This is a genomic window from Segatella baroniae DSM 16972 = JCM 13447 (assembly GCF_000426585.1).
Lineage (GTDB): Bacteria > Bacteroidota > Bacteroidia > Bacteroidales > Bacteroidaceae > Prevotella > Prevotella baroniae.
On sequence record NZ_AUFQ01000009.1, the window covers coordinates 1 to 25,698 of the forward strand.

23 protein-coding genes, 1 tRNA gene and 2 pseudogenes are annotated in these 25,698 nt (G+C 54.9%); 18 read left to right on the forward strand and 8 right to left on the reverse strand.

The genetic code is table 11. The annotated features are described in order from the left end of the window. The 3 genes and pseudogenes from K334_RS14800 to K334_RS13705 form a co-directional block, all read left to right on the forward strand. Positions 1-178: pseudogene (locus tag K334_RS14800) on the forward strand (IS1380 family transposase); the annotation flags it as partial. 12 nt (positions 179-190) lie between these two features. Then, positions 191-415, forward strand: a pseudogene (locus tag K334_RS14455) (hypothetical protein). A gap of 3 nt (positions 416-418) precedes the next feature. Then, positions 419-1,714 carry a glycoside hydrolase family 28 protein gene (locus tag K334_RS13705; protein WP_051218696.1) on the forward strand — a complete coding sequence of 432 codons (1,296 nt, stop codon included), beginning with the start codon at positions 419-421 and terminating at the stop codon, positions 1,712-1,714. Between the two features lie 63 nt (positions 1,715-1,777). Here K334_RS13705 and K334_RS0107705 read toward each other — a convergent pair whose 3' ends face one another. Continuing rightward, on the reverse strand, positions 1,778-2,701 hold the full coding sequence (locus K334_RS0107705) for a PD-(D/E)XK nuclease family transposase (RefSeq protein WP_025879989.1): 924 nt from the start codon (positions 2,699-2,701) through the stop codon (positions 1,778-1,780). A gap of 428 nt (positions 2,702-3,129) precedes the next feature. Next, entirely contained in the window at positions 3,130-3,480 is a 351-nt protein-coding gene (locus K334_RS0107710) for a MerR family transcriptional regulator (protein WP_025879987.1), read from the reverse strand. 196 nt (positions 3,481-3,676) lie between these two features. Here K334_RS0107710 and alaS point away from each other — a divergent pair, with 196 nt between their 5' ends. The 4 genes from alaS (at position 3,677) to K334_RS0107730 (ending at position 7,412) form a co-directional block, all read left to right on the forward strand. Next, the gene (gene alaS / locus K334_RS0107715; protein ID WP_027444779.1) at positions 3,677-6,301 is read left to right on the forward strand and encodes an alanine--tRNA ligase; all 2,625 of its coding nucleotides are present in this window, start codon (positions 3,677-3,679) and stop codon (positions 6,299-6,301) included. A gap of 253 nt (positions 6,302-6,554) precedes the next feature. Beyond that, a tRNA-Gln gene (locus tag K334_RS0107720) sits at positions 6,555-6,625 on the forward strand. A gap of 168 nt (positions 6,626-6,793) precedes the next feature. Next, complete coding sequence (locus K334_RS0107725) at positions 6,794-7,138, forward strand: type II toxin-antitoxin system RelE/ParE family toxin (protein WP_025879986.1); 345 nt, start codon at positions 6,794-6,796, stop codon at positions 7,136-7,138. Beyond that, positions 7,104-7,412 (forward strand): helix-turn-helix domain-containing protein, encoded by a 309-nt coding sequence (locus K334_RS0107730; RefSeq protein ID WP_025879985.1) that lies wholly within the window; start codon positions 7,104-7,106, stop codon positions 7,410-7,412. Before K334_RS0107725 ends, K334_RS0107730 begins: the two co-directional genes overlap by 35 nt. 33 nt (positions 7,413-7,445) lie before the next feature. On the opposite strand, the gene K334_RS0107735 is transcribed toward K334_RS0107730, so the two are convergent. Continuing rightward, complete coding sequence (locus tag K334_RS0107735; RefSeq protein WP_025879984.1) at positions 7,446-8,111, reverse strand: SprT-like domain-containing protein; 666 nt, start codon at positions 8,109-8,111, stop codon at positions 7,446-7,448. Between the two features lie 268 nt (positions 8,112-8,379). On the opposite strand from K334_RS0107735, the gene K334_RS13710 reads away from it, so the two are divergent. Then, positions 8,380-9,864, forward strand: a complete 1,485-nt coding sequence (locus K334_RS13710; protein ID WP_025879983.1) for a potassium/proton antiporter — start codon at positions 8,380-8,382, stop codon at positions 9,862-9,864. 58 nt (positions 9,865-9,922) lie between these two features. Here K334_RS13710 and K334_RS0107745 read toward each other — a convergent pair whose 3' ends face one another. Continuing rightward, entirely contained in the window at positions 9,923-11,383 is a 1,461-nt protein-coding gene (locus K334_RS0107745; protein ID WP_027444780.1) for an ATP-dependent DNA helicase, read from the reverse strand. Between the two features lie 78 nt (positions 11,384-11,461). Here K334_RS0107745 and K334_RS0107750 point away from each other — a divergent pair, with 78 nt between their 5' ends. From K334_RS0107750 to K334_RS0107760, 3 genes are all read left to right on the forward strand, one after another. Continuing rightward, entirely contained in the window at positions 11,462-11,917 is a 456-nt protein-coding gene (locus K334_RS0107750) for a hypothetical protein (RefSeq protein WP_036890158.1), read from the forward strand. Positions 11,918-11,980: 63 nt separating this feature from the next. After that, positions 11,981-12,514 (forward strand): phosphodiesterase, encoded by a 534-nt coding sequence (gene yfcE, locus K334_RS0107755; protein ID WP_027444782.1) that lies wholly within the window; start codon positions 11,981-11,983, stop codon positions 12,512-12,514. A 199-nt stretch (positions 12,515-12,713) separates the two neighbouring features. Then, complete coding sequence (locus K334_RS0107760; RefSeq protein ID WP_025879982.1) at positions 12,714-13,784, forward strand: hypothetical protein; 1,071 nt, start codon at positions 12,714-12,716, stop codon at positions 13,782-13,784. A gap of 309 nt (positions 13,785-14,093) precedes the next feature. On the opposite strand, the gene K334_RS0107765 is transcribed toward K334_RS0107760, so the two are convergent. Continuing rightward, the gene (locus K334_RS0107765; protein WP_027444783.1) at positions 14,094-14,603 is read right to left on the reverse strand and encodes a histidine phosphatase family protein; all 510 of its coding nucleotides are present in this window, start codon (positions 14,601-14,603) and stop codon (positions 14,094-14,096) included. Between the two features lie 95 nt (positions 14,604-14,698). Between K334_RS0107765 and K334_RS0107770 the strand changes: the two genes are divergently transcribed. After that, positions 14,699-15,361 carry an HdeD family acid-resistance protein gene (locus tag K334_RS0107770; protein ID WP_027444784.1) on the forward strand — a complete coding sequence of 221 codons (663 nt, stop codon included), beginning with the start codon at positions 14,699-14,701 and terminating at the stop codon, positions 15,359-15,361. Between the two features lie 258 nt (positions 15,362-15,619). Next, positions 15,620-15,817 carry a hypothetical protein gene (locus K334_RS14805; protein ID WP_154655575.1) on the forward strand — a complete coding sequence of 66 codons (198 nt, stop codon included), beginning with the start codon at positions 15,620-15,622 and terminating at the stop codon, positions 15,815-15,817. 162 nt (positions 15,818-15,979) lie between these two features. On the opposite strand, the gene udk is transcribed toward K334_RS14805, so the two are convergent. From udk to K334_RS0107785, 3 genes are read right to left on the reverse strand one after another with little or no spacing between them, the layout of a single operon-like run. After that, the gene (udk, locus tag K334_RS0107775) at positions 15,980-16,615 is read right to left on the reverse strand and encodes a uridine kinase (RefSeq protein ID WP_025879980.1); all 636 of its coding nucleotides are present in this window, start codon (positions 16,613-16,615) and stop codon (positions 15,980-15,982) included. After that, entirely contained in the window at positions 16,612-17,187 is a 576-nt protein-coding gene (locus K334_RS0107780; protein WP_025879978.1) for a uracil-DNA glycosylase family protein, read from the reverse strand. The genes udk and K334_RS0107780 overlap by 4 nt, the downstream gene beginning before the upstream one ends. Then, positions 17,184-18,227 carry an endonuclease/exonuclease/phosphatase family protein gene (locus tag K334_RS0107785; RefSeq protein ID WP_025879976.1) on the reverse strand — a complete coding sequence of 348 codons (1,044 nt, stop codon included), beginning with the start codon at positions 18,225-18,227 and terminating at the stop codon, positions 17,184-17,186. The genes K334_RS0107780 and K334_RS0107785 overlap by 4 nt, the downstream gene beginning before the upstream one ends. A gap of 211 nt (positions 18,228-18,438) precedes the next feature. Here K334_RS0107785 and K334_RS0107790 point away from each other — a divergent pair, with 211 nt between their 5' ends. The 5 genes from K334_RS0107790 to K334_RS0107820 all read left to right on the forward strand — a co-directional run bounded on the left by K334_RS0107790 (position 18,439) and on the right by K334_RS0107820 (position 25,686). After that, a complete protein-coding gene (locus K334_RS0107790) occupies positions 18,439-20,976 on the forward strand; it encodes a TonB-dependent receptor domain-containing protein (RefSeq protein ID WP_027444785.1) in 2,538 nt (845 codons plus the stop codon). 20 nt (positions 20,977-20,996) lie between these two features. Beyond that, a complete protein-coding gene (locus K334_RS0107795; RefSeq protein ID WP_025879974.1) occupies positions 20,997-21,836 on the forward strand; it encodes a DUF5689 domain-containing protein in 840 nt (279 codons plus the stop codon). Between the two features lie 40 nt (positions 21,837-21,876). Beyond that, on the forward strand, positions 21,877-23,238 hold the full coding sequence (locus tag K334_RS14210) for a hypothetical protein (RefSeq protein ID WP_025879973.1): 1,362 nt from the start codon (positions 21,877-21,879) through the stop codon (positions 23,236-23,238). Between the two features lie 1,124 nt (positions 23,239-24,362). Beyond that, complete coding sequence (locus K334_RS0107815; protein ID WP_021590023.1) at positions 24,363-24,614, forward strand: type B 50S ribosomal protein L31; 252 nt, start codon at positions 24,363-24,365, stop codon at positions 24,612-24,614. A gap of 160 nt (positions 24,615-24,774) precedes the next feature. Continuing rightward, positions 24,775-25,686, forward strand: coding sequence for a DNA/RNA non-specific endonuclease (locus K334_RS0107820; RefSeq protein WP_025879971.1), 912 nt, complete (start codon positions 24,775-24,777; stop codon positions 25,684-25,686). Positions 25,687-25,698: the final 12 nt, after the last annotated feature.

Sequence of the window (25,698 nt, forward strand, 5' to 3'; positions counted from 1 at the left end):
TATTCAAAGACTTGACGTAAAGAAGTTCGGACTCAATGTAACAAGTCGCATAAAAGCGTTTGTCTTCAGGTTTATCTCTGTACCAGCCAAGTGGATCAAGACATCAAGGCGGTATGTGCTGAATATCTATACCTGTAATTATGCTTACGCAGATGTTTTCCAGACTGATTTTGGATAGTGCCTACAACTTATGGGAATGATATTGTGTATTGCCTCAAGTCACATTGTGGGGTAAGGGGATATTGTAGGCAGAAGTGGGTGCTTCAAGTTCAAATTATCTGCAAATTCAGTAATGAGAGGACGTGTAAACGCAATAAGAACCTTCAAGGGCTTAGTTGCGGATTTGAGGGTGAGAATCATCATGGAGAACCTGAAGAGCGTCAAGGACTTGCAGGAAGTGCAGCAAATCCTCTAAGCCATGGCCCTTTTCCTTTCCATCATATTCAGCATTCTCCGCTTCGGAGCCGTCAGCGACGGCGCCACCGACAACGCGGCGGCCATCGAAAGGGCCATCACGGCCTGCGCGCAGCATGGCGGAGGCGTCGTCAGCGTACCGGAAGGAGTTTTCCTGACAGGCACCATCCGGCTGCAAAGCAATGTCACGCTCCGGCTGGAGCAAGGCGCGGTGCTGCGGGGAGTGGACAATCTCGCTGCCTACGCGTCGCTGCAAACCGCACACGACTTGTCGAAATACGAAAGCGGACGTGGCTCGGTCAACTTCAACAGCGCTTCCGACCCCGAGTGGTCGAAAGCGATGATACAGTGCATCGACATCCGGAACGCCGGCATAGAAGGCCCGGGCACCATCGACGGGCGGCATGTGGAGAACGAGCGGGGCGAGGAACACATGCGCGGGCCGCACACCATCCTCATCGTCAATGGCGAGAAACTGCGCTTCAAGGACTTCCAGGTCACCCGTTCGGCCAACTACGCCATCCTGGCCTACGACATACGAGACTGCAAATTCAACCGTCTGACCATCAACGAAGGCTGGGACGGCATTCACATCCGTGGCTGCAAACAGGTGGAAATCAGCCACTGCAAGATGCACACGGGCGACGACGCCATTGCCGGAGGCTACTGGAACCGCATCAAGATACACCATAACGTCCTCAACTCGTCGTGCAACGGCGTCAGAATGATCATGCCTTCCACCAACATGGAGATTGCCCATTGCGACATCTACGGCCCTGGACTGCACAAGCACCGCACATCGGGCAAGACCACATCCGACGCGGCCATCAGCCTGGAACCTGGCGGTTGGGGGCCTGCTCCGGGGCTTCTCGACAACATACACATCCACCACATCCGGGCCACCCGCGTACTCACGCCGCTGTCCGTCACGCTGAGCGACGACAACAGGGCCGGAACCATCAGGATAGACCATGTCACCGCGCGCGACATCACGCGCATGGCACTGTCTGTCAAGAGCTGGGGCAAGGCTCCCACACGGCGCGTCAGCATCCAAAACGTGCAATTGACATTCGACGGAATAGACGACCCGAAGCTGCCGGAATGGTTCAAGAACCGCCCCACCGACCAGTGGCCCGTGTTCCCCTGTTGGGGCATGTACTTCCGAAACGTAGACGAAGTAGACCTGAAGAACGTCCTCCTATCGTTCAACGGCAAAGACTACCGCCAGGCCATCATGTTCGACCATGCCGGCAAAACAAAGCAAAGGAAGGTGCGCTTCAAGGCAATGCGGTTTCAATGACACACGCCGACCGCCCAAGCCTGTATCATCACAGGTTTGGGCGGTCGGCGTTTTCATTTTCGGTCAGGCGTTTTCAACCTCAGCGGCTGTCAGTCCGGTCACTTTCGCCACGTCGGCAACTGACATTCCCAGCTGCTTGAGGCTCCTCGCCATCTCCAATTTGCCGCGACGATAGCCTTCCCGGCGACCTTCTTCCAAGCCCTGGGCACGCCCTTGGGCCTTCCCGACCTTCAGTCCCTGGCTTTCTCCTTCGAGGAAACCCTCGCCACGAGCCGTCGTTATGTTGTCGCGCAGAATGACCACGTTGTCCAAATGGCGGTAATACGTGGCGAGTTCCTCGCGTGTCATCTGCTCAAGTTTCAGTTTCTTGCGGGCCTCGTTCAGTCCCGGCGCATCGGCGTCATCCGGGATTTCGCCCGTATTGAGGAAGTAGACCCACTGCTCCAACGGCGTCTTGCTCCACTTGTTGAAGTCGTTCACCTTCAGAATCCAGTATTCGGGATAAAGTTCGCTCACCTCATCCACGCCGAACTTCTGTTGCTGGAACGGCGAAAGATTGAGCAACTCATTGTCGTGGATTCCACGGAATTCCGTCTTGCCGTGATACACGTAGTCCTTTCCGTTGCCCAAATTGAAGTAGACGATGTTGATACTGTAGATCTTGCGTATCTTCTCGTAGCCTTCGCTACGGTTGATGTACTCAGTCACCAGCTTGGACGTGCCGAAGAGCATGCGTTGGAAATAGGCGAACTCCGTCTCGTTCTGCACCTCTATCAGGTACAGCGCGCCGTCGGCGTCTTCCGCCAGCACGTCCACCCTGTTCTGCTTGTCGTCCTCATCCTCCTGGTTGCTTTCGCTTTCCAGCAGTTTGAGAATCCTGATGGGATGACCGAGAAGGGTGGTTATCAGCCCTTCCAGCACTCCGAAGTTGGCTTTGTCGCGCAACAGCCGCTTCATCGCCCAATCAAACCTAACGTAAGTAGCCATATCGTTTACTTTGTTACAAAGATATGGCTTTTCAAACAAAAAAGCAAATGATTCCGTTTTTTTCATGATGAAGTGTCAAAATGCCTCCCATTGCACCACACGAACGCCATCATGACAACGATGGGAAACCATGACAACACGCGCAAAGCACCTTCGCCATCCCCAAGCAAGGCACGATTTCCCGAAAGGAAGCATGCGCCCACACACCTTTTAACAAACTAAAAATCAATGATTTACACAAGACCACAAACACAAGGCGCAGCAACCGTCCGGAAAAAGCAGCCCTTTGACCTTGCAAAAGCTGCGTTTTCAGCCTGCAAAAGCGGCCCTTTCAGCTCCTCAAAGGACTGCTTTTACAAGGCCAAAGCACAGCTACAAGCGCGGAGACATCCCACATTTCAAACGTCACGCCGCACCCTTCACCTTCCTCACACCAATCCGTCGAGATGGCGTTTCAGCTCTTTCAGTTCGTCTCTCACGGCCACCAGCGTCTCCATGACGGCGGCACTGCGGTCGGCTCCCTCCCTGTTTTCGTTCAACATCTTGCGTGCCGCGGCCAACTTGAAGCCTCTTACTTTCACCAAGTTGTAGATGACTTTGATCTGGTCGATGTCCTTCTGCGTGTATTGCCGCACCTTGCTGGCCCCTTGCGTCTTGGGTTTGAGGAGCGGAAACTCCGACTCCCAATAGCGCAAAGTACTTTCGTTGATGTCAAACATCTTCGCCACTTCCTTGATGGAGAAGTACAATTTCAGATTCTTGTCGATATTCAATGCCATGATAAACGCGTTTGATGGGTCCTTTCGTTGCAAAGATAGTGCAAGTGAACGCAATGAAAGCTTGCTTTCTAATTGCTGAACGCAGCCTATCTTATGCAAAGATAGCAAATTAATGCTATTTCCCAATTTCATATTCTCATTTTATTTGTATCTTTGCAGCGTTTTCTTAAGAAAGAATATTTAAACGATTATAATGATGATGACAGCTAATGAAGTCCGCGAGTCCTACAAGAAGTTCTTTGAAGCTCACGGACATAAAATTGTACCATCCGCTCCTATGGTCATCAAGGACGACCCCACGCTTATGTTTACGAACGCTGGCATGAACCAGTGGAAAGATATCATCCTCGGAACGAAAGACCCCGGCCGGGACGTGCGCCGCGTCGACTCGCAGAAATGCCTGCGCGTGAGCGGCAAACACAACGATTTGGAAGAGGTGGGGCACGACACCTATCACCACACCATGTTCGAAATGCTCGGCAACTGGAGCTTCGGCGACTACTTCAAGGAGGGCGCCATCGACATGGCATGGGAATATCTGGTGGATGTTTTGCACCTGAATCCGGCCGATCTCTACGTAACGGTCTTTGAAGGGTCCGAGGAAGAAGGGCTCGAACGTGACGACGAGGCGGCTGCTTACTGGGCCAAGCACGTGCCGGCAGACCACATCATCAACGGCAACAAGCACGACAACTTCTGGGAAATGGGCGATACGGGACCTTGCGGGCCCTGCTCCGAGATCCACGTCGACTCACGAACACCGGAAGAAAAGGCCAAGGTGCCCGGCCGCGAACTCGTCAACAAGGACGACCCGCAGGTCATCGAAATCTGGAACATCGTGTTCATGCAATACAACCGCAAGGCCGACGGCTCGCTCTCGCCCCTCCCGATGCACGTCATCGACACCGGCATGGGCTTCGAACGCCTGGTGCGCATGTTGCAGGACAAGCACTCCAACTACGACACCGACATCTTCCAGCCCATCATCAAGGAGATAGAGAACCTCTCGGGCATGAAATATGGACAGACGGAGGACGTCGACGTGGCCATGCGCGTCATCGCCGACCACCTGCGCGCCGTGGCCTTCTCCATCGCCGACGGCCAGTTGCCCGGCAACGCCAAGGCCGGCTACGTCATCCGACGCATCCTGCGCCGGGCCGTCCGCTATGCCTATACGTTCCTCGGCCAGCGGTCTGCCTTCATGTTCAAGCTCGTTCCCGTGCTGGTTCAGGAGATGGGAGGCGCCTATCCCGAGCTTCCCGCCCAGCAGGAACTCATCAGTCGCGTCATGAAAGAGGAGGAAGACTCGTTCCTCCGCACGCTCGAAAAGGGTATCAACCTGCTCAACGGCGACATGGACGAGCTTAAAGCACATGGTCAAACACAACTCGACGGGGCCAGCGCGTTCCGCCTGTTCGACACCTACGGCTTCCCGCTCGACCTGACCGAACTGATTTGCCGCGAGCACGGCTTCACCGTCGACGCGAAAGGGTTCGACGAGGAAATGGCCAAACAGAAGGCACGGGCGCGCAACGCGGCTGTCGTGGAGAACGGAGACTGGGAAGTGGTGAAGGAAGGCGAGCAGGAATTTGTGGGCTACGACTACACGGAATACGAGTGCCACATCCTCCGTTACCGCAAGGTCACGCAGAAAAAGAACACCTTCTATGAGGTCGTGCTCGACTTCACGCCATTCTATGGCGAGATGGGCGGCCAGGTGGGCGACCAGGGTGTGCTCGTTTCTGAAAACGAAACGGTCGACATCATCGACACCAAACGTGAGAACAACCAGAGCATTCACATCATCAAGGAATTGCCAAAGGACATCGACGCCGACTTCATGGCGTGTGTGGACACCGACAAACGCAGCGCTTCGGCGGCCAACCACACGGCCACCCACCTGCTCGACTATGCGCTCAAGCAGGTGCTCGGCGACCATGTAGAGCAGAAAGGCTCGTATGTCGACGCCACCACACTGCGCTTCGACTTCTCCCACTTCCAGAAAGTAACCGACGAAGAGCTGCGCCAGGTGGAGCGACTCGTCAACGAAATGATTCGCCAGGACTTGCCGCTCGACGAGCATCGCGACACGCCTTTGGAGGAAGCCAAGCGCATGGGAGCCGTCGCGCTCTTCGGCGAGAAGTACGGCGACAAGGTTCGTGTCGTGCGTTTCGGCCCTTCGTGCGAATTCTGTGGCGGCATCCACGCGCGGAGCACGGGCCGGATAGGCTTCTTCAAGATTGTCAGCGAAAGCAGCGTGGCAGCCGGAATCCGCCGCATCGAGGCCCTTACGGGCAAGAATTGCGAGGACGCCATCTACCTGATGCAGGACACCATGACGGCCTTGAAGGGCATGTTCAACAACGCCAAGGACCTCACGGCGGCCATCAAGAAGTATATTGAGGAGCACGACGACATGCGGAAAGAAATAGAAAGGTTCCAGGCACAGGCCGTGGAGCGCACCAAGGTGGAGCTGCTCAACCGTGCCAGCAATGTCAACGGCGTGAAAGTCGTCAAGGCCGTATTGCCTTTGGAGGCCAACGCAGCCAAGGACCTCGTCTTCAAACTGCGTGAGGCGCAGCCCGAAAACCTCGTGGCCGTGATCGGCAGCACCGCCGGCGACAAGCCGCTGCTGACCGTCATGTTCAGCGACGACATGGTCCGGAGCCATGAACTCAATGCCGGCAAGATTATCCGCGAAGCGGCCAGACTCATCCAGGGCGGCGGTGGCGGTCAGCCTCACTACGCCCAAGCTGGCGGCAAGGACCTCGACGGAATCCATCAGGCTGTCGACAAGGTCATCGAACTGCTGAATCTGTAATCAGATGTTATAATTTTCACTAAATCTCAAAGCGGAGCCGCGGGTCATTCGACCTGCGGCTTTCTTGTTTCATGCCCACCGACAGCCCGTCAAAGCAGGCATATCGGCTTGTCAAAGCAGGCATATTGGCTTGTCAAAGCAAAAAAAATGCGGTCTGTTTGCAAAAAAGTAAGCGCGAAACTTTGCCGTTTTCAAAATTTGCAGTACCTTTGCAACGCAAACGAGAGATACGGATTTCTTCTGCAAAACTTCTTGGGATATGGTGTAATGGTAACACTACAGATTCTGGTCCTGTCATTCTTGGTTCGAGTCCGAGTATCCCAACGATACGAAAGTCAAGTGGTAGCATTCAACCGCTTGACTTTTTTCATTTCAGACCTACGCCCATATTTGAGTAAAAATCAATGAATTTCAGACAAAGATTTGCCAAAAAGCTTCAAAAAAAACACCTGAAGAGTTGCAAAATATGGAAACTGTCGTTATTTTTGCAGCATGAGGAGAATAAGAACGTACGGCGGTTATTTTCAAGCGTTCATGCAGACGCTTGACAAGAAAGTACAGCGAAAGATAGACTATGTCTTGCAGTTGTTGAAAATGCAAGAGAGGCTCTCTACAAAGTTTGTCAAAGCCCTCAAAGACGGACTGTTTGAGTTGCGAATTGAATATGAGGGTAATATCTTTCGTGTGTTCTTCATCTTTGACGAAGGGCAAATAGTGGTGCTGTTCAATGGCTTTCAGAAGAAGACGGACAAGACACCACAGAAAGAAATAGAAAAGGCATTAAAGATAAAGGAGGCATATTATGCAGACAAACAATCACAAAATAGAAGATTATGACCTTGTACTTGACGCCAAGTACGGCAAGGAGGGCACGCCACAACGTGCGCAATTCGAGGAAGAAGCAAAGGCTTTCTACGCCTCTCAGTTGCTGTTGCAGGCACGCAAGGAGGTGAAGATGACGCAAAGTGAGCTGGCACAAAGGGCCGGAACAACCAAGTCGTATATCTCAAAGATAGAAAATGGCGTGATTGAACCGGGCGTCGGCTTGTTCTTCCGCCTCATCAATGCGATGGGATTGCGCATCGACATATCCAAGCCGCTGGGCCTCTGACCGGCAAACACGGGCAAGCGAGGGGACGGGAGCTTATTGCATGACCACCTGTTGCATCACGGCCAACCTGTTTTCATACTCGTCTTGCGACACACGCTTGCCCCGCAGCGATCGCACCATGGGCATGTGGTCGAACGCCGCGTCGGAAGAGGCATACCAACCGTAATGCTCCACCTCCGCCAATCGGCTCAACCGGCGGTCTATCTGACGGGCGTAGCGGGGATTGACGACCGACAGGAAGTGGCGGTTGTCTTTCATTTCGAGCGCCAATATCAAATAGGTGGCGGGGCGACGGCGGGCCCGTGGCGGGGCCGTCGCGGCCTTTTTCCACCCTTGCGTGGTCGTCGTGGCTTTGATGTCCCAGCCATATTGGCGGTTCAACCGGTCGGCAATGCCCCGAAAGACGAGGCCGTGCGGAGCCGTATCCTTCAACCCCGTATAGGCAATGCTGTAATGGATCATCTCATGGAGCAGCACGTTCTGCGCCTGCCGCTCCGTCATGTCATAATAGGTGGTCAGCTTGATGGTGAAATCAGCATACTTCGTGCGCCCCCATCGGGTGGCCCGCTTGCACGACATCTGCCCCAACTGCGTGCGGGCGGTTGATGTCTTGAGAATGGGCAGGGGCAAACCTGCGCCGAAATAGTCATGGTTGAACTTGTGGAACCATGTCTCCATCCATGCTGTCGTAACGATCATATCTTGCAATGCTTCTGCAATCGACCGGCCATTTGCCGCCTGCCGTCATGCACCTGCAAAGGTAATGAAAGTGTACATCACCGCAAACAAACTGCTTGAAAACATCGATTCGGCACCCACACGAAGCGTCGGGACTGCACAAGCTTGTAAAAACTATTAGGAAAACGCTAAAATAAGTTTACCACACGCCACTCCCATCGCTTTTCTCGGGATTATTTCATACCTTTATCCCTCACCGGCCAAAAGCTCAAATCCCAACGATGGCATGATAACATTTACGACAGAAAACATCTTTCTCTTAGGTTCTCTGCTGATATTGATAAGCATTCTGATCAGCAAGACAGGCTACAGGTTCGGCATTCCCACCCTCCTGCTCTTCCTTTTCACGGGAATGGCCTTCGGAACAAACGGCCTGGGAATCGAATTCAACAGCCTCGAAGATGCGCAGACCATAGGAATGCTCGCGTTGAGTATCATCCTTTTCACCGGCGGAATGGACACACGGATGAAGGACATCAAGCCCATTCTCGCCCCCGGACTGCTCCTTTCGACGCTCGGCGTCGTCTTCACCACGCTGTTCGTCGGCCTGTTCATCTACGGCATATCGCGTTTTACACACTTGAACATCCAGCTTTCACTGATTGTCTCGCTGCTTCTGGCGGCCACCATGTCGTCCACCGACTCCGCGTCGGTCTTCAGTTTGCTGCGCTCGCAGGGCATAGGACTGAAGCACAGGCTGCGTCCCATCCTCGAATTCGAGAGCGGAAGCAACGACCCCATGGCCTACATGCTGACCCTAACCTTGGTGGGTGTCATCGCAACGGGCACCTCCTTCTCCGCATCCGACCTGATATTGAGTCTCCTGACGCAGTTCGGAGTGGGCTGCGTCATGGGCTTTCTCATGGGCAAAGGGTGCACCTGGCTGCTGAACCGCATAGACCTTCCCAACACCGCGCTCTATCCGGTGCTGCTGTTGAGTGTCATATTGATCACCTACACCCTTACGGACAACCTTCACGGCAATGGTTATCTCGCCGTCTACATAGCCGGTCTCATGGTGGGCAACCACAAGTTGAGCTATCGAAAGGAGATGACGACGTTTCTCGACGGCCTGACCTGGCTCCTGCAAGTGGTCATGTTCCTGACACTCGGCCTACTGGTCAACCCCGTCGACATGCTCGACATCATCCCAGTGGCCATCGCCATCGGCGCCTTCATGATGTTGATAGCCCGCCCACTGAGCGTGTGGCTCTGCCTTCTCCCTTTCAACGGACTGCCTCCAAAGGCCAAGTTGTTCCTTTCATGGGTGGGTTTGCGCGGAGCCGTGCCCATCATCTTCGCCACCTATCCCATGCTTGCAGGCGTCAAGGACTCGCATCTGTTGTTCAACATCGTCTTTTTCATCACGCTTCTCTCCCTCTCCTTCCAGGGCACCACTATCTCATGGCTGGCCAAGAAGCTGCATTTGGACTGCAAGGAAGAGCCCAAGAGCGAGTTCGGAATCGAAATTCCGGACAACATCGGGTCGAGACTTCAGGAGATTCTGGTGACCGAAAGCCTGCTCGACAAGGGCAGACTCATCGCCGACTTGAGCCTGCCCAAGGGAAAACTCATCATGCTGGTCAAGCGCGGCAACAGCTATATCGTGCCCAACGGGCAGGTGGCCTTGCAGCCGAAAGACGTTCTCCTGACCATATCGGACAAGCGGCTTGCGAAGGAAAACACCACGAAAGCGGACTCCACAGGCTGCTGAAAGGGGCCAGACGCCCCATGCCGATTGACGGCCATCGGCTTCCGACAATGACGGAACATCATTCCAAGGTGTCTTCCGCTTGATTTTCGGGCCAATTCACCATGTAAAGTTTCTCGGTGGCGCGGGTCATCGCCGTGTAGAGCCAGTGGATATAGTCGGGTGTGAGCATGTCTTCGGTCATGTAACCCTGGTCCAGATAGATGTGCGCCCACTGCCCACCTTGCGCCTTGTGGCACGTGATGGCATAGGCAAACTTGATTTGCAAGGCGTTGAAATAGGCGTCCTGCTTCAGTTTGGCCATGCGGTCACACTTCAAGGGCACGTCGGCATAGTCCTCCATCACCCGCTGGAAGAGCTGCTCGTTCTGCTCCCTGGTCAAGGCTGGGGCCTCCGTCGTGAGCGCTTCGAGCACCACCGTCTGGTCCATTTCCAGCTGGTCGTAGTCGGGAAAGCGCAAGGTGACATCGGCAAAGTGGAACCCATAGAGTTCACGGACATTCCTGACACGGCACACGCGGGCCCTGTCGCCATTGGCGATGAAGCCCAGCCGCTGTCCGTCGGACGGCTGTGGCGCGTCGTCGATATATTTGTTTTTGACCACCATCACCATATCGCCCGTCGACAGCAGTTCCTCGCAGTCCAGAATCGTGTTTCTGATACCCTGATTGTAGATGTTCGCCCGCTTGTTGCTGCGGGTTATCACCATCGTTTCGTCCACGCCCACCTCACTGTAGCTGCCATTCAACGCTTCTATCAGCTCGTTGCCGGGTACCACCTGGATGTCGGCGAAGGCCTTGAAGCGAATCCGTGGCAACGCAAGACGGAAGGGGGCGCCGTCCGCCGAAGCCTCCAGCATGTGCCGAATGACCGTGGCATTATAGAGGATTCCGCTCTCCCGACCCTGCCTCACCACCTCGTTGAGGTCGCAGGCATACACTTTCAGCCCCATACTTTCCATCTGCACGACGCTCAGCGCGGGCGACTCCTGTTCGCCCACGGGCGGCAACTGCGCCTTGTCGCCAATCAGCAACATGCGGCAGTTGCGCCCCGAATAGACGAAACGCACCAAATCGTCCAGCAGATTGCCCGAGCCGAAGCTGCCGCCGGCCTCGTTTCGGGTGCCGGCGACCATCGACGCCTCGTCCACCATGAAGAGGGTGTCGGCAGCCAGGTTGTCGTTCAAGTTGAATTCGCCGTACAATCCGTGATAACTCCGCTCACGATAGATGCGCCGATGGATGGTGAAGGCCTTGCTCCCGCTGTTGAGCGAGAACACCTTGGCGGCCCTTCCGGTGGGTGCCATCAGTACGAGCTTCTGCCGAAGTCGGGCCAATGAGCGGACGATGGCCCCGGCCAGACTCGTCTTTCCCGTACCCGCCGACCCTCGGAGCAGCATGACCGTCCGTGGATTGCGGTCGAACAGGAACTCGGCAAACGTCTCCAAGGCTCTGCGTTGGTCGCCCGTGGGGACATAGCCCAACCCTTGTTCTACCTGAAACGTCAATTCGTCTGTTATCATATATTAATTCATGAGGCGGCAAAACGCCTTGCTTCTTTTTTTATTAACTTTGCAACAATGCTGCAAAAATATAAATAAATGCCGTACAAATATATCAAAACAGGCAATAATTTCATGCTTTCACTCTGCGTGGCGGCCCTTGCGGTTCTTTGTTTTCTGAGCGTCTATTCGCCCATTCGCTTCCAAGAAGAACGGCAACGCCGCGAAATGACGGTGCAAAAGCGCATGAAAGCCATTCTGCAAGCCGAACGGGCCTACCTCCACCAGCACCACACCTACACGGGAAACCTGCAAGACCTGGTGGCCGAAGGGCTGCTGCCCGACAGCTTTCAGTACATTCCCTACGCCCACCGGCGCAAGTTCGACGTCCAGGCCACCATGCAACTGACCAAGAGCGGACGCCAGGTGCCGCAGGTACTGTGCCGCACCGGCTATGAAGACTACCTGCGGGGACTGGACCGCGACCGCATCGCCAACCTCATGGAAGAGGCCGCCGAGAAAGGTGTTTTCCCCGGACTGGAAACCAGCGATTGAACAACGGCCGCGCCGTCCGGCCACAAAATGAACCCAAGAGCCCAACCCAAACAACATCATCACATGAAATATCTCATCATTTCCGACATCCACGGCTCACTGCCGGCCCTGGAGAAAGCACTCCTTTTCTATCGCCGACAGCACTGCGACATGCTCTGTGTCCTGGGCGACATCCTCAACTACGGCCCGCGCAACGGCCTTCCCGAAGGCCTCGACCCCAAGGCCATCGCCGAAAAGCTCAACGCCATGGCCGACGACATCGTGGCCATACGGGGCAACTGCGATTCCGAAGTGGACCAAATGCTCATCGACTTCCCCATCATGCAGGACTACATGCTGCTGATGGACAACGGCAAGCGCATACTCCTCACCCACGGACATATATATAATAAGGAGAAACTGCCCAAAGGGCACTTCGATTACGTCTTCTACGGCCACACCCACCTTTGGGAACTCACCCTGCAAGCACAGACAATCGTCTGCAACACCGGTTCCATCACCTTCCCCAAAGGCGGCAATCCGCCGACGCTGGCCACCTACGAAGACGGCCGCGTGCGGGTGTTCACGCTCGACGGCGAACCGTTGGCGGAAAAATGAGCCTGCCAACGGTTTTCTTCCACACGCTCAACCTTTAGGGATTTCCCCCTCCCCGTTTAGGGAAAATCCACTTTCTTCATCGTTTTATTGCCCTATCTTTGCATCAGAAAGTCAAGGCAAGGCCTCCGGCGACCCGGCCGTCGCCGACCCGCCGAGGCTCGAAGCAAAGAAACAAGACAACCATTTAAACCCTGAAATGATGAAGAAGTTTATCTTAGCCCTTACAGCACTGTTGACATTGACAGGCTCGGCCCAAGCCATGAGCTACGAACAGGCTCGCGAACAGGCCCTCTTCCTCACGGACAAGATGGCTTATGAACTCAATCTCACCGACGACCAGTATGAGGCTGCATACGAAGTGAACCTCGACTACCTGCTGAGCATCGACGACTATAACGACCTCTACGGCACTTGCTGGCAGCAACGCAACCTCGACTTAAGCTACATCCTGCTGGATTGGCAATACCAGTCCTACCTTGCGGCCAGCTACTTCCATCGCCCGCTCTATTGGAACGCAGGCTATTGGCACTTCGGCGTCTACGCCCGCTATCCCCGCCGCGACTATTTCTACTTCGGACGGCCGTCCTTTGTCACCGTATATCGTGGCGGACACAGCTGGAGAGTGAACGGAGGACGCTCCTGGTACTATGGCCGCAGCTTCGGACGAATGCCTCACCGCAGGGAGTTCTTCGGCATGCGCGACGGCTACAACCGTGGAGATTACGGCCGGGGATACCGCCGTGGCGACTTCGGACGCGACAACCGGGGCTTCAACGGCCGCCGATTCGAAAACCGCTCCTACGACAATCGCTCGTATGAAAGCCGCGACGACCGCCGCCCGATGGACAACGACTCCTATGACAAACGCTCTTTCGACTCACGTTCAGGCGGCCGGTTCAGCAGCGGCGCCACCATACGCGACGACCGCAGCAGCACCTATCAGGGCCAACGCTCGACGGAAAGCAGGTCGATGGGCAGCTTCGGCAACCGCAGCTACGGTTCGTTTGAAAACCGCCAGAGCAGCACCCGCACCACCGTCACGCGTCCCGGACCGAGCGAAAGAGGCTCGTTCGGCGACAACCGCTTCGACAGCAACCGCGGCAACTCCACTCCAAGTCCCTCGTTCACGCCTCGTTCCGCCAACGGATTCAGCAGCTTCGGCAACCGCGGCAGCTTCAATTCAGACCGCAACCAGACGGGCGGCGCCCGCAGCGGAGGCTCGTTCGGTGGCGGCGCTCACAGCAGAGGCAGCTTCGGAACAAGAAAATGACAATAGGTAAACAGGTAAAACAGATATAGGATAACGCATGCCGCATCGAAAAAACGGCAGTCATGCCGGACGACAGGCAGCAAGTCTCAAAAATAGAGAGCCATAAAACAGGGCAAAAAGATTGACAATGAAATTGGAGATTTATGAAAAATCAAGTGAAACAAAACGACATCCATCGTTGAAGAGCTATAAAAATCAAGGTTTATGGAATGAAACTCATCGTTAGAGAGCTATAAAAAAGGAAGAGGATTTTCTGTGAAGAAAGTCCTCTTCATTCGTTTCCACAAGGCTCCGAAACCCATGCCCATCTCACAACATCAGCACGCGCACTTCGGCGTTGCCCATCTTTTCCACCTCGTTCATGGGCTTGTCGAAATACACACTCTGCACGGCCTTGTTCACGATACCATGCCCCACGGCCAGCACCGTCTTGCCTTCATAGCGCGTCCTGACCATCGCGAGGAAGCGGCGGGCGCGCTCCTTGATCGCCTCCAGCGACTCCACGTTCCGCGGCCATTCCCTCACGGCCTGCAGGTCGGGGATGTATCGTCCCGTGAAGTCTCCCCAGTCGCGTTCGCGCAGCAGCGTCGTCGTCTCCACCGGCTTGTGGTGTGGCTCGGCAATGATCTCACAAGTCTGGACGGCCCGGTGCAGGTCGCTGGCCATGAACACGTCGATGGCGGCGTTCCGCATTCTGTCGCGCACCTCCTCGGCCTGCCTGACGCCCGTCTGATTGAGCCTTCCAGGCTCCTGTCCTTGCAGAATCTTGGCGGCGTTGTCCACCGTCTCGCCGTGGCGGACCAGATATAATTTCGTCATATACTTGCTTTTGATTCAGCGCAAAATTATAAAATTCCTCTGAAAAACTTAATTATTTTCGTACTTTTGCAGCATAACGTCACACCAACTATCGTATGAGAGTATTACAAAGTTCTTTTTTCAGGGCCATCATCGCCATCGTCATCGGCGCGTTGCTCGTCCAATATCGCGAACAGACCGTACAGTGGATCACCATCGCCATCGGCGTCATGTTCTTTCTGTCGGGTATCATCTCCTGTGCCACCTACTTCAGTGCCCGCCGCAGCGCCGCTTCGACCGTCCCGCTCTTCGACGACGACGGACAGCGCATAGAGCCGCTGCAACCCAACTTCCCCATCGTGGGCCTGGGAAGCCTGATTCTGGGCGTCATCCTGGCCCTCATGCCCGCCACGTTCATCGACTGGCTCATGTACATCATGGCAGCCATCCTCATCCTGGGAGCCGTCAACCAGTTCGTCAACCTGGCCTCGGCCAGGAAGTTCGCCCACGTAGGCGCCTTCTATTGGGTCATGCCTTCGCTAATACTGCTCGTCGGGCTCCTCGCCATCCTCTATCCCCGGGCCATCGCCTCCGCCCCCCTGTTCGTCCTGGGCTGGTGCATGATGGTCTACGGCGTGGTGGAAAGCCTCAACTCCATCAAGATACACCGCTGCCGCCGCGCCTTTGCCAAGGCCGAGGAAGCCCGCAGGGCACGGCAGCAACTGCAGCAATCAGCCGACAGCCAGGCAGAGGACGCAACGACCGACAAGGCCGAATAGCCTGGCAAGGCATGCCAAACAACCGATAAAGACACCACTCCACTTTCCCTTCGCTGCCCTTCGACCTCCTGAAAGCAGCCTTTTTGCCACGCAATCGCTGGCCTTTCGCACGCTGAAAGCTGGCCTTTCACCGGCCGAAAGCAGCCCTTTCACAGCCCACCCGCTCGTCCACCGGCTCGCCACCGCCTTTCCAAAACCAGCATCGCGTCTATCTTCGAATACAGCAAGCGACTGCTCGGACATTCTCTGAACGACGTCGTGGACAAGACGACATTCGAGGAGTCGAACCTGCAAGGACAAGGGAAAGGCGGACTGGGACAGATGATCGAGCAGTGTTCCCGTGTGCGAGTGGAGACCTTCATGATGACTTCACCCCATGATTCTCGACAAAGCATTCTTCCGGACAATACCACAGTAAGGCCTGAAAATGGCGGAGGAACACTGGACAGACATTGAATGCAACCTACTGGTGGGCGAATTTCCCTGCCGGGACTATGCGGAGGCGACGCCACAGAAGCGGGCGGACGGCATAGAAGGCAAGAAAGCATACAACAGGCAAAGTGCCGTTTTGTTCAAAACACATTGGACCAAAACGGCACTTTGCCATTGCATGCGGGCTTATTCCGTAGGAACGAGGCCCTCGATATACTTGCAGAGAATGCCGATTCCCTTGGCGTTTTCGCCGCCTTGCGGGATGATGAGGTCGGCATAACGCTTGGTCGGCTCGATGAACTGCTCGTGCATGGGCTTCAACACTTCCAGGTAGCGGTCTACAACCATGGAAACCGTCCGCCCGCGGTCTATCGTGTCGCGCTGGATGTTGCGTATCAACCGTTCGTCGGAGTCGCAGTCCACGAATATTTTCAAGTCCATCAGGTCGCGCAACTTCTTGTTGAGCAACGTCATAATGCCTTCGATGATGATGACCGGCTTGGGTTCTACGTGGATGGTTTCGGGCAGTCGGTTGCATTTCAGGTAGCTGTAGGTGGGCTGTTCGACGGCCCTGCCCTCGCGAAGTTCGTTCACCTGCTTGTGCAGCAGCTTCCAATCGAAAGCGTCGGGATGGTCGAAATTGATCTGATGGCGCTCTTCGTCGGTCATGCCCGTCGTGTCGTTGTAATAGGAATCGAGCGGAACGACCGCCACGAAATGGGGCGGCAGCGCCTCGACAATCTTCCTCACGACGGTCGACTTGCCGCTTCCGGTGCCGCCGGCAATGCCGATGATGGTGATTTTATCTATAGGAATGCTCATAATAGAATATCATTAAACATTATACGATAGTATTCTGACTTCTTCTCCACAGCCATGGGATAGGCCCGGGAACTGCTGGGCATGCGGTAGAGCCGCAGCTCGCGTCCCTCGAAAGCGAAGGTGGTGTACTCTCCCATCTTGGGAATGGCCTTGATGGCGTAGTGCGTTGTGAAAACCTTGGTGGCCAACTGACCGGCCAGCAAGACGCCCCGGCATTCGGGCAAAGCCCGCAACATGCCGTCAAGGTCGCTCTGTTCGACGATTTCCAGGTCCTTGTCGGACGCCGTGTTCTTGGTTCGGCGAATGCGAAGAGCCGTATCGAAGAGGGCCACCCGCTTCTCTTTCAGAAACGCCTTGAGTGCTTCGAGCTTGAAAGTCTTGTTGGTTTGGTCCACGAAATGGAGCTTGTCGCCGAAGAACACGTAGCCGAATATGCGCCACATGTCGTTCTGGAAGTTGGGATAATACCACTCCATGCACCAGCGTTTTGGGGCCGGTGGAAAGGTGCCGAGCATGAGAAGGCGGGCGTCGGCGGGCAACCAAGGTTCAAAGGGATGCGTCTCCGTCGTCATTGCCGCTTCACCAAATAGACGACAACGGGCAGGTGATCGCTGTAACCGTCGAGCCATACGCCCGAAGCATGGGTGCGCTTGGGCGCTCCTTTGTACTGTCCTTCGGTCTGGAAAAGGTAGTCTCGGCGCACGATCTGGCTCTTCCAGTACTTCAATGTGGCGTAATCCTTCTGCCCGTTCTTGTTCAACAGATTCGGTGTAAGCAGTATTTGGTCGAACAAGTTCCATCCTCCCTGATAGGACAAGGTGCCCGTTCCGCCGGCCAGGACATTCCACCAAGGGTTGTACATGTCGCCTTCCGCCACCTCGTCGATGTTCCGGCGGCCGCGAAGAACCTTGGCCATGCTGGCGTCAACGGGGTCATCGTTCATATCACCCATGACAAACACCTTCGCGTTGGGGTCTTCGGCGAGCAGCGAATCCTTCACGGCCTTGATCTGGCGGGCACCCAACTCGCGGTAATAAGGGCCTGCAAAACGGCTGGGCAGATGGTTGACGATGGCCACGACGTGCTCGCCGGCCAAATCGCCGCTCACGGTCAGGAAGCCACGGGTGGCGTGACTGCTGTCCTTGGCTTGTTCATATATATAAGGTACCAGCTTTACGTTGCGCACGGAGAACAGCGAAGGATTGTAGAGCAAGGCACAGTCGACGCCGCGCTGGTCAGGCCCTTCGATGTGGCAGAACCGGAACCGGCGTGCCTTCAACGGCTCCTGGTTGCACAAATCAGTGAGACATTTCGCGTTTTCCACCTCGCTCACGCCGATGAAGGCGCACCCCACTCCCTTCAGGACGTCGGTTCCCATGTCGGAAAGGGCCCGGGCCATGTTGCGGAGCTTGTGACTATACTTCAGTCCGCTCCACTTCATACCGCCCGTAGGCAGAAATTCATAATCGTTTTTGCCCTCGTCATGACAGGTGTCGAACAGGTTTTCGAGATTGTAAAAACCAACGGCATAAACGGAGAATCGCTTTTCTTGCGCATGGATGGCCACTACCGAGCCGGTCAGCAGCAACAGAAGAAGAAGTAACTTTTTCATTGTCATTCGATTATTTGAGTGCAAATATCGCTATTTTCAACGATAATACTGCATGGAAATCAAAAAAATACACGACAACGCGGGCTTTTTAGAAATTATTTCGTTACTTTGCATTTCCCTCACCAGAACCTTATACGATTGTTCCGGACACCTGTTGTCTGCGGAACACGGCGTCGAATCATATTAAAAACAAGATAAAACAACCAGAATTATGCAGAAACAGCTCAAATTAGTGATGCTTGCTTTATGCTGCTGCGCTCCTCTGGCGGCCCAGAACAACAACACGTCGGGCCAGACGACGAGCGAAGCCAACGAAGCGGCCTTCACTTTCACGGAGGCACAGCTGGGTGAAGACGACAACGTCAACCAAAACGTCACCATTCTGAACTCCAACACGAACGTCTATGCCAGCGGTGTAGGCTATATGTTCTCACCGGTGCGCTTCCGCTATCGTGCTTTCAACCAGAAGTACAACGAGATTTACATCAACGGCGCGCCCGTGAACGACGTCGAACGCGGGCAGTTTGCCTTCTCCTCCATCGGCGGTCTGAACCAGATGACGCGCAACGTGGACTTCTCTCTGCCGTTCGAGACCAACAGTTTCGGCATGTCCGCCATGGCCGGAAGCAACAACTACAACTTCCGCAGCGGTGCCATGAGCACGGGACAGCGTGTCAGTCTGGCCGGCGCCAACCGCAGCTACACGCTCCGCGGCATGTACACGTACAACAGCGGATTCAACAACAAGGGCTGGGCGTACAGCGCCAACGTCACTTATCGCTGGGCGAACCGCGGCTATGTGGAAGGAACGTTCTACAACTCGCTGTCCTATTTCTTCGGCGTACAGAAGCTGTTGGGCGACCACAGCCTGTCTTTCGCCACCTGGGGGAATCCCACCGAGCGTGCCTCGCAGGGCGCAGCGACCGAAGAAAGCTACTGGATTGCCAACAACTACCAGTACAATCCCTACTGGGGATACCAGAATGGAAAGGTCCGCAACTCACGTGTTGTCAACGATTTCGCCCCTTCCGCCCTGCTCACATGGGACTGGAACATCGATAAAAAGACCAAACTTGTGACGACATTGCTCGGCAAATACAGCATGTACAAGAGCACAAAGCTGAACTACAACAACTCCGACAACCCCGCACCGGACTACTACAAGGTGCTGCCCAGCAACTTCTATGACGTCTGGGGCTCGAACTCCCGCTATCAGACGGCGGCCGCCTATGCCGACTGGAAGACGGCCTACGACTGGTTGTCGGGCAGCAAGGCCAACCGGCAGATCAACTGGGACCGCCTCATCACGGCCAACCACAACGTCAACGCTGTGAACGCAGACGCCATGTACTACGTCCAGGCCCGCCACAACAACAACCTCTACCTGACGCTCGCCTCCGCGCTGACCAGGCAAGTGGCCAAGCAGAGCACGCTGAACCTGGGCTTCAACGTGACCGGAAACAAAGGCATGCACTATCAGACGATGGACGACCTGCTGGGCGCCAAGTACTTCCACAACGTGAACAACTACGCCATCGGCACCTACACGAGGAGCTCCGACGCCGTGCAATACGACCTGAACCGCCCCAACGCCTTGGTGGGAGAGGGCGACAAGTTCGGCTACGACTACAACATCAACGTGCTGCGGGGCAACGTCTGGGCCAACTATGCCGAGACATTCGGCATTGCCCACTACAGCATAGCTGCCAAAGTGGGCTACGACGCCATGAACCGTGACGGCAAAATACGCAACGGTCTGTTTGCCAAGAACTCCTACGGCAAGAGCAAGACGGCCCGGTTCATGACGGGCGGCATGAAGGTGGCCAGCTCGTTCGACTTCGGCAAGGGCCATGTCGTTTCGCTGGGACTGGGCTACGAGCTGAAGGCGCCCAACACCAACGTGGCTTTCCAGGCGCCGGAAATGAACAACGACTTCGCCCTCGGCCTGAAAAGCGAACGCGTTTTCAGCAGCGAACTCGCTTATCAGCTGAAGACTCCACGCTTCAATCTTAACCTGAGTGGCTACTACAGCCGCATCGACAACGCCACGGAATGGACCTGTTTCTACTTCGACGACATCAACTCGTTCTCCTACAACTCCATCACGGGTCTCAACAAGGAGTATTACGGCGCCGAACTGGGGGCCAAGGTGAAGCTCACCTCCTTCCTCGACCTGAAAGTCATCGGTGCCATCAGCGAGGCAAAGAATATCGGCAACGCCGACGTCATCTATCTCAACGCCACCGAAGGCAAGCCCTACAAGGACCGGGCCTACATCAAGAACATGCGTGAGAGCGGCACACCGCTCACCGCCGCCAGCCTCGGACTGAGCTATCATCAAAGCGGCTGGTTCGTAGACCTCAACGGCAACTACTACGACCGCATCTATCTGGGCTACTCCCCCTACTACCGCTATGCCAAGTCGATGACGAAAGCGGGCTTGGTGGACAACGAGGGCAACTACATGGTTTCGCCCCAAGACAAGGGGAAGGGCGGTTTCATGCTCGACGGAAGCATTGGCCGCAACATCCGACTCAAGAGAGGAAGCCTCACCATCAACCTGATGGTGACCAACATCCTCAACAACCAGAAGATTGTCACGGGCGGTTACGAGCAGAGCCGCAGCGACTACTCGACCAACCAGACCACCGGCGTGGCCAGCCAACGCTCCTACAGCTTCTCCAAGAACCCGAAAGTGTTCCACGCATGGGGCGCCAACGGCATGCTTCAGATTGGCTACAGATTCTAACTTAAACATCGATCAGAAATATGAAGACTATCAAATACATCATGCTGGCCCTCGTCTGCGCCCTGTCCATGCAGAGTTGCATGAACGACGGCTTCGACGACGTGTCGCGAAACGTGAGGGGCAACGCCGCCATCAAGGAGACAAACGTCATGACGATTGCCCAGTTGAAGGCGAAATATGCCACTACGCTGAAACAACAATACGGCTATGTGCAGATGACCGACGACATTCAGCTGAAAGCCCACGTGACGGGCAACGACATAGAGGGCAACCTCTTCAGCCAGATAGCATTGGAAGACGGCACCGGAGCCATGATCGTCGCCATCAGCGAAGGCGGCATTTTCGGCTATCTTCCCGTGGGAACGGAGATTCTCGTCAACCTGAAGGACCTCTACATAGGCAACTATGGCTACCAGACACAAATCGGAACGCTCTATGAAAACGCCAAGGGAGAGCTGTCGGTGAGCCGCATGGCCCGCATGCGCTGGGACCAACACTTCAACTATACGGGCAAGACTGTCGACGCAGTGCCTGTCGAGTTCGACCAGACCAAGCTGAAAGATGACGACTATCTGGCTGCCAACAGTGGCAGACTGATGACCCTGAAGGGCGTCACCTTCGCAGACGGAGGCAAGAAGGTTTATGCCAACAGGGCCGACATCGTGAACAACAACAGCTGCGAACGTGCGCTGCAAGGACTTTCCTCCAGCAACATCGTCGTGAGAACCAGCACCTATGCCGACTTCGCCGCCGAACAGCTGCCGGCCGGAAAGGTCGACATCACGGGCATCTTCACCCGCTATGGCAAGAAATGGCAGGTCATCATACGCCAAGCCGGCGACGTGACTGCGGCCAAATAACACCTATTTATATATCACCAAGCAATAAAAGAAACACAATATGAAAAAGATTATCAATTCATTGTTCGTCCTGGCCCTCGCAGCCATGACATTCGCAAGTTGCGACGACGTCCCCACACCTTACGACATACCGACCGACAACGGCGGCAACAAGCCGCAGGAAGAGACCAAGGCCACGCCTGCGGGCAAGGGAACGGAGGCCGAACCCTACAACGTGGCGGCCGCCATCGAACTCATCAAGGCCACGGAGGCCGACAAGAACACGGCTCCCATCTACGTGAAGGGCAAGATTGTGGAAATCAAGAGCGTGGAAACGAAGACATACGGCAACGCCACTTACTACATCTCCGACGGCAAGGAATACAGCCAGAAGCTGTACATCTACCAGAGTCTCTTCCTTGGCAACAAGAAGTTTACAAGCGCCGACCAGATCAAAGTGGGCGACGAGGTGGTCATCTACGGCCCGTTCGTCAACTTCAAAGGCAACACTCCGGAGACAGCGGGCAAGGGTGCCACCTACATCCAGTCGCTCAACGGCACGACAGACAAGCCCGCTGTGGTGCCCGCCGACGACAATTCGGCCGACAAACCTTATTCCGTGGCCAAGTCCATCGAACTGATCAAGGCCGAGAAGATACCCACCGTAGACGTGTATGTGAAGGGTATCATCAGCAAGGTGGCCAGTTTCAATTCCAAATTCGGCAGTATCACCTATTACATCTCCGATGACGGCAAGGAGGAGAACGCCATGCAAGTCTATGGCGGCTTGAGTTTCGAGGGTAAAAAGTTCAGCGGAAAGAACGACTTGCAGGCCGGCCAGACCGTCGTCGTGCTCGGCAAGCTCAAGGCTTACAAGGGCAAAGACAACAAAGTGACCTACGAAGTGGACTTGAACAACAAGCTCATCACCGTGAACGGCAAGACCGAACTCATCAAGGGCGAAGACAATCCGGGCGGAGAGACAGGCTCCAAGGAGGTGACTGCCGCCAGCCTTGGACTGCAAGACGCGACGGCCATCGCGACCCAGACACTTGCCGACGGCACAAAGCTCATTGCCGACAAAGGCACCAACGATAAAAATGAACCCAAATACTACAAGGCTGGAAGCGGTTCCATCCGTATGTACCCCGGCAACAAACTTACTTTCGACGCCGGCAACAAGAAAATCAAGAGTATCACAATTACCTGTGACACATACACAGATAAGAAAACGAACAAGAAGACCGACTATATCGCAGAAGGCAAAGCCACAGCTTCGGCAGGCGCCATCGCGCTGAAAGACCTCGTTTACACCATCAGCAATGCCAACGCCACGAAGGTGACGCTGACCAACGGCCACACCGGCAATGGCGGCGCTTCACAACTTCGCATCGTGAAGTTCATCATCGAATACGCCAAATAAAGCGTCAGCAAGCCCATCGGAAGCCCATGGCGGGACCGAAGTTCGTCCTTCGCCCTCCAACGGCAATGCTTCCACATTTCAAAAGCAGCCCTTTCATCCGCTGAAAGGGCTGCTTTTACGTTGCGAGAGGATAGCTCCCAGCGGATGAAAGGGCAGCGACCGGAAGCCGAAAGGGCCGCTTTGCAAAACGAAAGACAAGCCCGCAAACGCACGCCGTGGGCATATCTCTAAATTGGTCGTTGGGGAATATAGTCATGGTGTACAGACGGTGGCATACGCAATACCCATGACCATGGCCCCATGAACCATTGTGTATCAACAAATGCCTTTCGCAGGCTGCACAGGAGGTGAAGCCGGAGGCTTCATCGCTCAATAACCCCTGGTCATCTCTGCGAAGCGGAGTGACCAGGGGATAAAAGACCAAGCGGAAATCGACCCTGGAAGGGTCGCCCAAAGACAGACGTGATGACCGTGGGCGACCCCTCCAGGGTCGACGGATGGTGGCGGGCACACCTCCCCCGGTCATCCTGCGGCATGACCGGGGGGTACGGAGAGGTGAAGCCGCCGGCTTCAACACCCGCAAGAAAGCTCCGGGTGCCGTCATGCGAGCCTGCTCTCCTGCCATCAAGGGGCAGCCGGCGGCGACCATGGCCATCCTATCGCCCTTGCTGCCCCTACCTCCGCATGCTTCAAAAGTCAATTGGCAATTCCGACGGCTCACCCATCAAGCCCGACAGCAATCACCACAAACATAAAAAGACCAAGGTCTTCGGCCTAGAAGTCTCCGTCACCGACCAGGCAGGGTAGCTCGCTTCGCTCACACCCCTGCCCTCTAAAAGGACCAACCGCTGTGCGGTTGCAGGCGTATTGCCCTAAAGCAACAAAGTATAACTATTCCAAACCAAGACCAACCGCCAGGGCGGTGGCAGGCAAAATACAAGCGGTGGCAGGCACAATGCACCATGACGATGTCCCATTGATTGGTTTGGGGTAAATGTTTGCATGACCCCCAACGAACCGATTTGGCACAAAACATGGCAAATAATTTGGTTGCGTGCAAACTTTTCACTAATTTTGCACCCTGATATACAAGCAACAACATTACAAACACAACATTAGAAGAAATGAAAAAAGGTATTCATCCCGAAAACTATCGCCCCGTCGTATTCAAGGATATGTCCAACGGCGATATGTTCCTTACAAAGTCTACATGCAAAACGAACGAAACTGTAGAGTTTGAAGGTGAGACTTACCCCGTGGTAAAGATTGAAATCTCAAGCACCTCGCACCCGTTCTACACAGGCAAGAGCAAGCTTGTCGACACAGCCGGTCGCGTCGACCGCTTCATGAACCGCTACGGTAAGTTGACAAAGTAAATATATACCTTTTCTCTAAGGATATATTATCATAGCGTGAGAGTGCGTTCGAACGTAGTTGCATATACGTCGGCCGCACTCTCTTTGTATTCTTCCGAAATAAAAAACAACCCATAGGAAGTCGGTCGCCGCATCAGGCTTCCCCATCATCAAGATTCACATGAAGATTCAGTATCTGTTATTTACATTGCTGGTTGCCGGCATGACAATGACATCATGCGGAGGCAGTGACAACACGCCTGAAGACAACTCACAGATTGCCAATAGAAACAAGAATACGCCCACCGCTTCAATGCCGACAGAGATAATCCGGCTGGAGTTTCCACATGTGAAGGGTGACGACGGCAACCCCGTCATCGTGCACAAGGTCGATGGAGAGGTGAATTTCGCGCTCGAATGGGACAACCAAAAGCGGGCGCAACGCTGGACCTGCTACCAGATGTACTCCTCGAACCAAACAAAAAGATGGAAGCGGAGCAACTGGAAAAAGATAGACCCGTGGTTCGGCGACCCGTTTCAGGTAGACCCGGCGATTCAACCCGCCTACCAGTCTACCGACAAAGACCATTGGAACGACGGCTACGACCGTGGCCATATATGCCCATCGGAGGATAGAGTCAACAGCCGCGAGGCCAATATGCAGACTTTCTACTACTCGAATATGCAGCCACAGCTGAACGGTTTCAATGCAGGCGTATGGGAAACGATGGAACAGAGAATACGCAGTTGGATCACGTCAAGCTCTCCCAAGAGCGACACGCTCTATGTATGCAAGGGTGGAATCATTGAGGGAACCCAGGGAAAGGACTTCACTTACAACAACCGGAAGCTGATTGTTCCCGGCCATTTCTTCTGCGCGCTGCTCATGAAGAACGCTCAAGGCTACAAGGCCATCGGCTTTTGGTTCGAGCACAAGCCCAACAAGGACACCAACTTGGGCAAATATGCCGTCAACATCCACGAACTGGAACGGCTGACGAAGCTCGATTTCTTCTGCAACCTGCCCGACGACATCGAGAACAAGGTGGAGAGTCTGGCCGACGACTCCATGAAAAGAGCTTGGGGACTATAGCCCGACAAGCAC

Bases quoted from the DNA above. Each gene is read 5' to 3' on its own strand.
- K334_RS13705 (WP_051218696.1), top strand. From the start codon at position 419: ATGGCCCTTTTCCTTTCCATCATATTCAGCATTCTCCGCTTCGGAGCC.
- K334_RS0107705 (WP_025879989.1), bottom strand. From the start codon at position 2,701: ATGGCTACTTACGTTAGGTTTGATTGGGCGATGAAGCGGCTGTTGCGC.
- K334_RS0107710 (WP_025879987.1), bottom strand. From the start codon at position 3,480: ATGGCATTGAATATCGACAAGAATCTGAAATTGTACTTCTCCATCAAG.
- alaS (WP_027444779.1), top strand. From the start codon at position 3,677: ATGATGACAGCTAATGAAGTCCGCGAGTCCTACAAGAAGTTCTTTGAA.
- K334_RS0107725 (WP_025879986.1), top strand. From the start codon at position 6,794: ATGAGGAGAATAAGAACGTACGGCGGTTATTTTCAAGCGTTCATGCAG.
- K334_RS0107730 (WP_025879985.1), top strand. From the start codon at position 7,104: ATGCAGACAAACAATCACAAAATAGAAGATTATGACCTTGTACTTGAC.
- K334_RS0107735 (WP_025879984.1), bottom strand. From the start codon at position 8,111: ATGATCGTTACGACAGCATGGATGGAGACATGGTTCCACAAGTTCAAC.
- K334_RS0107745 (WP_027444780.1), bottom strand. From the start codon at position 11,383: ATGATAACAGACGAATTGACGTTTCAGGTAGAACAAGGGTTGGGCTAT.
- K334_RS0107750 (WP_036890158.1), top strand. From the start codon at position 11,462: ATGCCGTACAAATATATCAAAACAGGCAATAATTTCATGCTTTCACTC.
- yfcE (WP_027444782.1), top strand. From the start codon at position 11,981: ATGAAATATCTCATCATTTCCGACATCCACGGCTCACTGCCGGCCCTG.
- K334_RS0107760 (WP_025879982.1), top strand. From the start codon at position 12,714: ATGAAGAAGTTTATCTTAGCCCTTACAGCACTGTTGACATTGACAGGC.
- K334_RS0107765 (WP_027444783.1), bottom strand. From the start codon at position 14,603: ATGACGAAATTATATCTGGTCCGCCACGGCGAGACGGTGGACAACGCC.
- K334_RS0107770 (WP_027444784.1), top strand. From the start codon at position 14,699: ATGAGAGTATTACAAAGTTCTTTTTTCAGGGCCATCATCGCCATCGTC.
- udk (WP_025879980.1), bottom strand. From the start codon at position 16,615: ATGAGCATTCCTATAGATAAAATCACCATCATCGGCATTGCCGGCGGC.
- K334_RS0107780 (WP_025879978.1), bottom strand. From the start codon at position 17,187: ATGACGACGGAGACGCATCCCTTTGAACCTTGGTTGCCCGCCGACGCC.
- K334_RS0107785 (WP_025879976.1), bottom strand. From the start codon at position 18,227: ATGAAAAAGTTACTTCTTCTTCTGTTGCTGCTGACCGGCTCGGTAGTG.
- K334_RS0107790 (WP_027444785.1), top strand. From the start codon at position 18,439: ATGCAGAAACAGCTCAAATTAGTGATGCTTGCTTTATGCTGCTGCGCT.
- K334_RS0107795 (WP_025879974.1), top strand. From the start codon at position 20,997: ATGAAGACTATCAAATACATCATGCTGGCCCTCGTCTGCGCCCTGTCC.
- K334_RS14210 (WP_025879973.1), top strand. From the start codon at position 21,877: ATGAAAAAGATTATCAATTCATTGTTCGTCCTGGCCCTCGCAGCCATG.
- K334_RS0107815 (WP_021590023.1), top strand. From the start codon at position 24,363: ATGAAAAAAGGTATTCATCCCGAAAACTATCGCCCCGTCGTATTCAAG.
- K334_RS0107820 (WP_025879971.1), top strand. From the start codon at position 24,775: ATGAAGATTCAGTATCTGTTATTTACATTGCTGGTTGCCGGCATGACA.